This window comes from Microbispora sitophila (genome assembly GCF_014892245.1).
Classification (GTDB): domain Bacteria; phylum Actinomycetota; class Actinomycetes; order Streptosporangiales; family Streptosporangiaceae; genus Microbispora; species Microbispora siamensis.
Genome location: NZ_JADBGC010000013.1, coordinates 277,769 through 285,646 on the forward strand (window position 1 = coordinate 277,769; position 7,878 = coordinate 285,646).

General features: G+C 70.7%; 7 protein-coding genes. 1 reads left to right on the plus strand and 6 read right to left on the minus strand.

Annotated elements, in window-relative coordinates; genetic code table 11:
• Window positions 1–7 precede the first annotated feature (7 nt).
• The 6 genes from IL992_RS24945 to IL992_RS24970 form a co-directional block, all read right to left on the minus strand.
• Entirely contained in the window at window positions 8–1,036 is a 1,029-nt protein-coding gene (locus tag IL992_RS24945) for an alpha/beta hydrolase (protein ID WP_193205781.1), read from the minus strand.
• Window positions 1,033–2,193 (minus strand): glycoside hydrolase family 68 protein, encoded by a 1,161-nt coding sequence (locus IL992_RS24950; RefSeq protein ID WP_193205782.1) that lies wholly within the window; start codon window positions 2,191–2,193, stop codon window positions 1,033–1,035. The genes IL992_RS24945 and IL992_RS24950 overlap by 4 nt, the downstream gene beginning before the upstream one ends.
• A gap of 117 nt (window positions 2,194–2,310) precedes the next feature.
• The gene (locus tag IL992_RS24955; RefSeq protein ID WP_193205783.1) at window positions 2,311–3,258 is read right to left on the minus strand and encodes an ROK family protein; all 948 of its coding nucleotides are present in this window, start codon (window positions 3,256–3,258) and stop codon (window positions 2,311–2,313) included.
• 5 nt (window positions 3,259–3,263) lie between these two features.
• Entirely contained in the window at window positions 3,264–4,088 is an 825-nt protein-coding gene (locus IL992_RS24960) for a carbohydrate ABC transporter permease (protein ID WP_193205784.1), read from the minus strand.
• Window positions 4,085–5,053, minus strand: coding sequence for a carbohydrate ABC transporter permease (locus IL992_RS24965; RefSeq protein ID WP_193205785.1), 969 nt, complete (start codon window positions 5,051–5,053; stop codon window positions 4,085–4,087). The genes IL992_RS24960 and IL992_RS24965 overlap by 4 nt, the downstream gene beginning before the upstream one ends.
• A 6-nt stretch (window positions 5,054–5,059) precedes the next feature.
• The gene (locus IL992_RS24970; protein ID WP_193205786.1) at window positions 5,060–6,412 is read right to left on the minus strand and encodes an ABC transporter substrate-binding protein; all 1,353 of its coding nucleotides are present in this window, start codon (window positions 6,410–6,412) and stop codon (window positions 5,060–5,062) included.
• 142 nt (window positions 6,413–6,554) lie between these two features.
• Between IL992_RS24970 and IL992_RS24975 the strand changes: the two genes are divergently transcribed.
• On the plus strand, window positions 6,555–7,616 hold the full coding sequence (locus IL992_RS24975) for a LacI family DNA-binding transcriptional regulator (protein ID WP_193205787.1): 1,062 nt from the start codon (window positions 6,555–6,557) through the stop codon (window positions 7,614–7,616).
• Window positions 7,617–7,878 lie beyond the last annotated feature (262 nt).

Consider the following 7,878-nt stretch of genomic DNA (forward strand, 5'->3'; position numbering starts at 1 on the left):
TGCTCCCTCATGACCGCCCGGTCGCCGGGCCGAGCGTGAGCCCGGCGGCCAGAGCGTCGAGCATGCCCTGGCGGAACGCGCGCATGGACGGCACGGTCGCGTGGTGGTCGAAGTCGGCGCCGTGGTACATGCCGGGCTCGACGACGAGGTCGACCGGCACACCGGCCGCCCTGAGCCGTTCGGCGTAGCGCAGGTTCTCCGAGTAGAACAGGTCGAGGTCCCCGACGCCGATCCACGCGGGCGGTAGGCCGCGGAGATCCTCACGGCGGCCCGCCGCGGCGTAGACGAGGGGTTCGGCGACGCGCGACCCACGACCGAGATAGCAGGTCCAGGCGTACGTGTTGGAGCGCGGCGTCCACCCGATCCTGCCGCGTCCCCGATGGTCGCGCACCAGGGCCGTACGGTCGTCCAGCATGGGATAGAGGAGCATCTGGAACGCCACCGGAAGCCCGTGATCGTGCGCCTTCTGCACGACCGAGGCCGCCAGTCCGCCGCCGGCGCTCGCTCCGCCCACCGCGACGCGCGCACCGTCCACGCCGAGTGCGGGGGCGGCGTCGTGCAGCCAGCGCAGCGCGGCGAAGCAGTCGTCGAACCCGTCCGGGAAGGGATGCTCCGGAGCGAGCCGGTAGCGTGCGCTCACCACCACGATCCGCAGGTCGCGGGCGATGCGGCTGCACAGTTCGTGGTCGCTCTCGGGGTGGCCGAGAATCGTGCCACCCCCGTGGATCCACAACAGCGCCCCGCCGGGGCGCCGGCGGCCCGGCGACTCGTACACGAAGGCGTCCCGTCCGCCGGGGACATCGTGCCGCGTGACCGCCACCCCGGCGACCGGGTGCGTCGTGCGGCGTGAAAGCCGCCGGGCGAGGGTCAGGCTCAGCCTGCCGGTGACCGGGAGCGGCAGCCACAGCGCCGGTGTCCTCAGCTCCGGCGCGACGGCCGACAGCGTGTGGTGACGACGCGCCACCGACGCCGCCACCGAGGCCGCGACGGCGGCCGCCCCGAGCACTCCCGCCGCCGCGCCGCGCGACGTGCTCAACGCCCTGCTCCCGTGGACACGGGAACGACCACAGAGGTGGCGGCTTCGCGCAGGGTGAGTTCGAGAACCGGCGCGATCGTCCCGCCGAAGGCGCCCCTCGCCTCGGCGGGCCCGGCCTTCCACGGATCCGGCCCTCCGACGGAGCGGTAGTTGAGGAAGCTCACGACCTTCAGGTCGGGCAGAACCAGCCAGGCGTACGCCTGGTCGGGCTCTTCCGCGGGGTTGCGCAGCACGAGCCCCGAGCCGTTGAGCGGCGTGTAAGGCCCGGTGAGGCTGGGGGCGACGAAGCCGTAGAGCCCCGTGGGCGCGCTCCCCGGCGGGTGGAACGAGTGACGGTGTGTGGAGAAGAAGAGGTAGTACGACGACCGGTACACCACGATGTGCGGCCGTTCGATCTCGTGGTTGACCCCCTCGGCCACGAGGAGGGGCGGCCGCAACGACCAGCCATCCGGCCCTGCGGCGGCGAGGGCCACCGCACCCATGAAGGCGTGGTCCGCGTCGGCGGACGGGGCGACGGACGCCGCGACGAGCAGATACTCGCGCCCGTCGGCCGGGTCGCGGAACCAGCCGGGATCGCGGAATGCCCTGATCCGCCCTGGTCCTCCCTCGATGTCGTCGGCCGGCAGGTACGTCACGCCGTCCGAGCGGAGGACCTCCCGGTGCTCGGCGGCCTGTTCCAGCAGGACCCGGCCGCCCTCGGTCACCAGCCGGGCGCGGGCCTCGACGACGGTCTGGGCGAACGTCGGGCGGGCCTCCCCTCGCCGGCCCGCCGCCGTGTAGAACACCGACACCGTGCCGTCCGGTCTGCGGACCGCCGATCCCGACCATTCGCGGCTGCCCGGCGAGGCGCCGTCGGCGAAGGCGTGGCCGAGGTCGGTCCAGCCGTCGCCATCCCTGGCGAGCAGCCGGAGGCGGGCGCGGTCGTGACGCTCCTCGGGGTGGCCGAGGGCGGGCGCGGAAAGCGCCATCCACAACTCGCGGCCCCGCACCACGGACGTCGAGCCGTCCTCCTCCTGGATCGGCCACAGATCCCAGACGTCGTCGTGGGGCAGCACGCGCGGCGGCGCCGGAAGGCCGATGACCGGTGCCGTCGTCGCCGCACCGCCGGTCGGCTCGGCGAGGTGCCGCCGCGTCCAGCGCGCGGGCTCGCCGTTCACGCGGTTCCCCTGTCACGTCGCCGTCCGCCGGCGAGCGCCTCGTACGCGCCGGACCGGATCTCCGGTCCGGGCGTGCCGTCTCGCCGCCCCCATGGAGCCATTCGAAGAACCTCCAACTCAGTCGCGCGGGGCGTTTCCCGGCGCGTCACGGAAAACGGATGAATTCGGCGCGGGCCCCACCGCGCGTGCGAGTTCCACGGCTCCGACCACTCCCGAGCGGTCGCCGAGAGATGGGCCGGTGACGTACTCGTCCATCGCCGCGGGGCCGACGGGCACCGGCGCCCCCGGGTAGCCGGCGGCGAGGGCGAGCAGCCGCGCCCGCACAGCCGGCAGCAGCGCGGGGTGCTTGGCGACGCCCCCACCCACGACGATCCGCTCGGGCGACAGCGCGTAGGTCAGGTTCATGACGGCGAGGGCGACGTACTCGGCCTCGAGTTCCCAGGCCGACGGGTCGTCCAGACGCTCGGCGGGGCGCCCCCACCGAAGGCGCATCGCCTCACCCGACGCGAGCCCTTCCAGGCAGTCGCCGTGGAACGGACAGCTCCCCGCGAACGGGTCCCTGACCGGGTCGTGGGGGACGCGGATGTGGCCGAACTCAGGGTGCAGAAGTCCGTGCAGGAGCCCGTCGTTCACCACCACACCCACGCCGACGCCGGTGCCCACGGTCATGTAGGCGAACGTGCCGAGGCCCGCGCCCGCTCCCCGGCGCCATTCCCCCAGCGCCGCGGCGTTGACGTCCGTGTCCAGGCGGACGGGTACGCCGAGCGCGGCGCGCAGAGGGGAGACGACGTCGACGTTCGACCAGCCCGGCTTGGGCGTGGCCAGGACGCGGCCGTACGTCGGCGAGCCCGGTCGCACATCCACCGGGCCGAAGGTGCCGATCCCGAGCGCGGCGAGCGGTCGATGGTCCCCGAAGAACCGCACCGCGGCGCGGATGGTCGTCTCCGGCGTACTCGTGGGGATCACTTCGGTCGAGAGAAGGCCTCCCCCGGCGTCGGCGACCGCGCACACCCACTTCGTCCCGCCCGCTTCGATCCCCCCGTAGAACGGGGCGGCTCCGTCCATGCGCGTCACCCCTTCAGGGAGCCCTGGAGCAGAGCCGTGACGAAACGGCGCTGGAAGATGAGGAAGATCACGAGCGTGGGGGTCAGGATCAGCAGCGACCCCGCGCACAGCAGCGGCATGTCGGTTCCCCACTGCCCCTGGAAGGCGCCCAGGGCCCCGGACATCGTCCGCTTCAGCGGGTCGTCGACGAGGACGATCGCCAGGAGGAACTGGTTCCAGGTCCACAGGAACAACAGGATGGCCAGGGACGACAGCGCCGGCATGGCCAGCGGGACGTGGATGCGCCAGAAGAGCTGCCACACGTTCGCACCGTCCATCCGCGCGCCCTCGGACAGCTCGTCGGGCATGTTGACGAAGTGCGCCCGCATCCAGAAGACCGCGAACGGCATGAACAGCCCGATGAGCGGCAGGATGATGGCCCACCGGGTGTTCAGCAGCCCCATGTCGCGCACCTGGTAGTACAGCGGCGTGATGATGCCCTCGAACGGCAGCGTCAGCCCGAGCACGAACGCGAGGAACACCAGATTCCGTCCCGCCATCCGCAGGTGACCGATGGCGAAACCCGCCAGCGTCCCGAGGAGCAGCGAGACCGGAACCACGCCGAGCACGATGAGCGTGCTCGATTTCACCAGCTCGATCATCCGCGCGGCCTGGAACGCCTTGACGAAGTTGCCCCACTGCGGATCGCGCGGCCACTCCAGGCCTGAGGGGTAGCTGCCGGACGGGTGCAGGGCGGTGACGAACAGGCTGGCGAACGGCATGAGCGTGACCGCCATCAGCAGGACGAGCAGCAGCCTTCCTGTCCAGGTCTCCCGACGTCCGACGATCATGAGGACCTGTCCTTGGTGAGCCACTGGATGGGAAGGGCGACGAGGAGGACGAGCACCATGAGCACGACGGCCAGTGCGGACGCCATGCCCACCTGCCGCTCGGAGAAGGCGAGGTAGTAGATCTCCAGCCCGGGGACCATGGTCGCGTTCCCCGGTCCGCCCTGCGTGGAGACGTAGACGATGTCGAAGCTCGCCAGAGCCGCGATCACGGTCACCGTGACGCAGACGCCGATCTCCTGCCGCAGGCTGGGCACGGTGATCGAGACGAACTCGCGCAGCGGCCCTGCTCCGTCCATCCGGGCCGCCTCGTACAGCGCCGGGTCGATCTTGCTCATGCCGGACAGGAGAAGGATCGTGCACAGGCCGAGCAGCACCCACGCCCCGATCACGCCGACCGCCGGCAGGGCCGTGGAGAAGTCGCCCAGCCACGCGCGTGCCACGCCGCCGAGTCCGGCGTACGTGAGCAGCTGGTTGACCAGTCCGTTCGACGACAGCAGCCAGCTCCAGGCGATGCCGGCGGCGACGAGCGGGATGACCTGCGGCAGGAACAGGATCGTCCGCGCCACCAGCGCGAGCCGGCTCGTGGCGATCCGGCGGATCGTCGAGGCGATCACCAGGCCCAGCACGACCGGGATCACGCTGAAGAAGACGATCAGCTTGACCGCGTTGAGGATGGAGGCGAACAGGTCGGGGTCGGTGAACACCCTGACGTAGTTGCCCAGTCCGGCCCAGGTGGACGGGCCGATGCCGTCCCATCGGTACATCGAGTACTGGACGGTGAGCGCGATCGGGCGCAGTACGAAGACCGCGTAGACGCCGAGTGCCGGAGCCACGAAGAGCCAGCCGACCCAACTCGGCGTGCGGAGCCCCGCCGCGCGGGCGGGGCTCCGCTTCCTCGTCACGGCTGCCCGGCCGGGGCGGGTCGCAGGGGGATCGACCGCGCTGTCGGGAGTCGGCCGTGTCATCGGTGCTCAGCTCCCCCCGACCTGGCTCGTGTAGTCGCTCTGCACCGACTTCAGCAGCGCCTCGGGGGTCTGCTGCCCGGCCACCAGCTTCTGCAACTGGGGGGTCCAGCTCTTGGCGTAGATCGCGCCGGTGGCGTTGGCGATGAAGTCCATCGCGCCGTTGTCCTCGGCGATCTTCGCCCCTGCCTCCAGGGTGCTCGCTGTGACCGTGCCCTTCGTCACCTCCGGCATGGGGGCGTCCGCCGGGCCCATCGGGTGCGACCCGCCGACCTTCACGCCGATCTCACGCGCCTTCGGGTCGGTCGCCACCCAGTTGAGGAAGAACGCCGCGCAGTCGGCGTTCTTCGCCCTGGAGCTGATCCCGAAGGCGAGGGGCGCCGACATCGCGGCCTGCTTGCCGCCCTGCTGCGCCGGCGGCATCAGGAAGAAGCCCACGTCGCCCGGCATCTGCTTGTCGAGGTTCCCCGACTCCCAGTCGCCGTTGAACATGAACAGGCCCTCGCCCTTGATGAAGCGGCTCATCATCGTCGCGTAGTCGACGGCGTTGACGTCCTTCCAGAAGTACCCGGCCTTAATCCACTTCTCCAGGTGCCGCGTCGCCTGCAGGTTGGAGGGGGTGTCGATCGTGGCGCCCGGCTTCTGATAGATCCAGTCGTTGATCGGCCCGGAGGGACCGTACGCGGCCATGAGGTCCTGCAGCGGGAAGGCGAGACCGCCGGTCGCTCCGCCGTTGAACTGGGCGATCGGGGTGATGCCCGCGCTCTTGGCCTTCGCGAGCGCGTCGTCCAGTTCGGCCAGGGTGGCCGGCGGGGACGACATCCCGATCTTGTCCGCGAGCTTCTTGTTGTAGAACACGCCGGTCATGCTGAAGTTCAGCCCCATGGCGTACAGCGACCCTTCGCCGCGGGTCTTCCCGCCGGGGGCCATCCGCATCTGCTCCAGCTGGGAGGCCGGCCAGGCGTCCCAGCCGAACGCCTTCGCGTAGCCGTCGAGGTTCTTCAGCAGGTTGTTCTTCACCAGCTCCGACACCTGGGGAAGCCGCATCAGGTCCGGCGGATCGTCGGCGAGGACGCGCGGCGCGTTCTGCGTGATCACCGCGAACTGGTCCTCGCGGATGTTCCACTTCACGTTCGGATGCTGCTTGGAGAACTCGGTGCTGAGCTCCTTCGGCAGGGGGAAGCCGGTCTCGATATAGGCGTTGAGCGTGACCGGCGCCGTCCCGCAGGTCGGCGCGGCCGCCAGGGACGCGCTGGTGGCCTCCGGCTGAGGGGCGTCGCCGCCGGGCGCCCCGCAGCCCGCCAGCGCCCCTCCCACCACGACCGTGAGTACGGCCCCGCTCCAGCGAATTCGACGCGACATCTGCGTCTCCTTGATTGCTCGGGGACTCGCCGGCGCACACCGGACGCCCCAGGACTCAGGTTTGCTAAATCGGATTAGCAGTGCGATAGTCTCATCACACGTGTCGCGGGGTGTCAACCCCCACATCCCAGGAGGTCACCCGGTGAGCCCACGACGGGTCACGCTGGCGGATGTAGCCAAGACCGCCGGCGTCTCGCCGACCACCGCGTCGCTCGCGTTGTCCGGGCGCGGCCGGGAGTTGCGCATCTCTCAGGATGTCGAGCAGCGCGTCCTCAAGGCCGCGGCCGAGTTGCAGTACCGGCCGAACATCGTATCCGTAGGTCTACGAACTGGGACAACTCGGACTATTGGCTTTGTTTCGGACACGGTCGCCACGTCGCGGCTCGCCGGCGACATGATCAAAGGAGCCCTCGAGGCCGCGCGGGAGCGCGGCTTCATGCTGTTCATCGGTGAGACGGAGGGGGACGCCGAACTCGAGCGGCTCCTGCTGCAGGCCATGCACGACCGTCAGGTGGACGGAATCATCCTGGCCGCGATGTACACGAGAACCATCAAGGTGCCGAAGGGCATGGCGGCCGCCCCCGCCGTCCTGCTCAACGCGCTCCCCAAGCAGCCGTCACCGCTGCCCTCGGTCATCCCCGACGAGATCGAGGCCGGACGCGTGGCCGCGAGGGCTCTGCTCGACGCCGGCCATCGCGAGGGCATCCACCTGATCGGCGCCGGCCCCGGACGGCGCAACGTCCCTCCGGGTGGCAGCGTCGCGGCCGTCGAACGGCTCATCGGCATTCGCGAGGTGCTCGCCGAAGCGGGGGTCAAACCGGCCGGCGGCCACGTCTGTCCCGACTGGCAACCGGAGTACGGCCTCGCCGCGACACGGGCACTGCTGAAGAAGGAGCGCCCGCGGGCGTTGATCTGCTTCAACGACCGGGTCGCCCTCGGCGCCTACCAGGCACTCGACGACTTCGGGCTCGAGGTGCCCGCCGACGTCTCCGTCGTGTCCTTCGACGACCACCCCATCGCCTCGTGGATGCGTCCCCAGCTGACGACGGTGGCCCTCCCTCATTACGAGCTCGGCCGCAAGGCGGTCGACGTGCTGTTCACGGAAATCGGCCGTGACCGCGAGGACGACGGCGGGGAGGGCGAGGTGCATCGCGTGCCGATGCCCATCCGCCTCCGGGAGTCGATCGCGTCGCCGGGCGCCTGACCTCACGGTGTAGATCAAGCGATCCGCGAGCCGATCCGGCACCGGCTCCCTGGGAGGCGCATGCTCAACGCGAATGTGATCGGCCGGCGCGCCTAGGCGTTCGATGACCCGGCCACGCTGCACTGCCTCTCTGCATGACCGCGGCGGGCTCGGCCTTGCACCGAGCCCGCCGCTCCAGCTCCATTCGGTCCTGATCGCGCTCCCTGACAAGGCTCACAACGCCCTCGCCGCGAATGTCAGGAACACCCGAGCCGGACCCGCG